At 49.8% G+C, this 1,142-nt stretch carries 1 protein-coding gene; it reads right to left on the reverse strand.

The features are described 5' to 3' along the window. Positions 1–367 precede the first annotated feature (367 nt). Positions 368–1,142, reverse strand: a 775-nt coding sequence (locus tag Q0413_RS10325) for an iron-containing alcohol dehydrogenase (RefSeq protein WP_298990065.1), incomplete at its 5' end; no start/stop codon positions are given.

Below are 1,142 nucleotides of genomic sequence, written 5' to 3' on the forward strand. Positions count from 1 at the left end.
GCCGGCTCGTAAACGCCGCTTAAAAACTCGGTCGGCACGCTTGCTCGGTAGACAAATAGCTCCTTTATATCGCTTTGTATCTTGCCGTCTGAGCTAAATTTAGCGCCCAAATACTTGCAAATTTCATCTATCTTGCTCATTGTGCCTCCTTGATTTTTTGAATTTTAGTAAAATTTATAAAATAGCAAGCTGCGAATATCCACCGGCCCACTTTCTCAAATTTAGCAAGTAAATAGGCAAAGTCGGCTAGCCAAATATTTAAAAGAGCTCAATCCAAAATGATAAGTTCGGACGGTTTAACGACCGTCCTAAAATCAAAAGTCAAAGCAAGGAGCTAAAGCCATAAGCCGATTTACCCCATTTAAATTTATCTTGCCAGCTCAAGAATTTTAACGATATTTTCGCGGCTGTAGAGCTCCACCATATTCCACGCTTTGGCGTTTGTCGCGGCTACGTCTATGACCTCGTCTAGCACCTTGCCTTCGATGCCGAGCTGTGCCAGGCTAGTCGGCGTGCCGATCTTATCAAACCACGCTTTAAGTGCTGTAATGCCTTCATTCGCACTTTTAAGGCCGAAAATTTCACGAGCGAAACGCTCAAACGCGCTTAAATTTCTATCCTTATACCACCTCATCCACGCAGGCATTACCACGCTAAGACCGGCTCCATGCGCGCAGTCTACGACCGCGCTCATCGCGTGCTCGATCATATGATTCGGATAGCCGAAGCCGCCCACACCCACGTAGGTTAGTCCGTTTAGCGCCATCGTCGCGGCCCACGCAAACTCGGCGCGCGCATCGTAATCGCTCGGATCTGCGAGCAGGATTTCAGTCGTGCGGATGACGGTTTTGATGTTGGCTTCGATATAGGCTCGCACGATGTCCGGATGGACGCTAGCGGTAAAATACCCCTCGATGCTGTGGGCGATGATGTCGCTCGCGCTATATACGAGATACTCGCGGCTGACGGTTGCTTGCAGCTGCGGGTTTATGACCGAGACTTTCGGGTATAGACACGGCGCGCTGATCGGGTATTTTTGCCTGGTCTGCTCCTTGGTCACCACTCCGCCGCAGTTCATCTCCGAGCCCGTCGCGGCGAGGGTGATGATGTCAAAAATTTTAAGCGCGGCGCTAGGATTTTTG

Origin of the sequence: uncultured Campylobacter sp., from assembly GCF_938045465.1 — a bacterium.
Classification (GTDB): Bacteria; Campylobacterota; Campylobacteria; order Campylobacterales; family Campylobacteraceae; genus Campylobacter_B.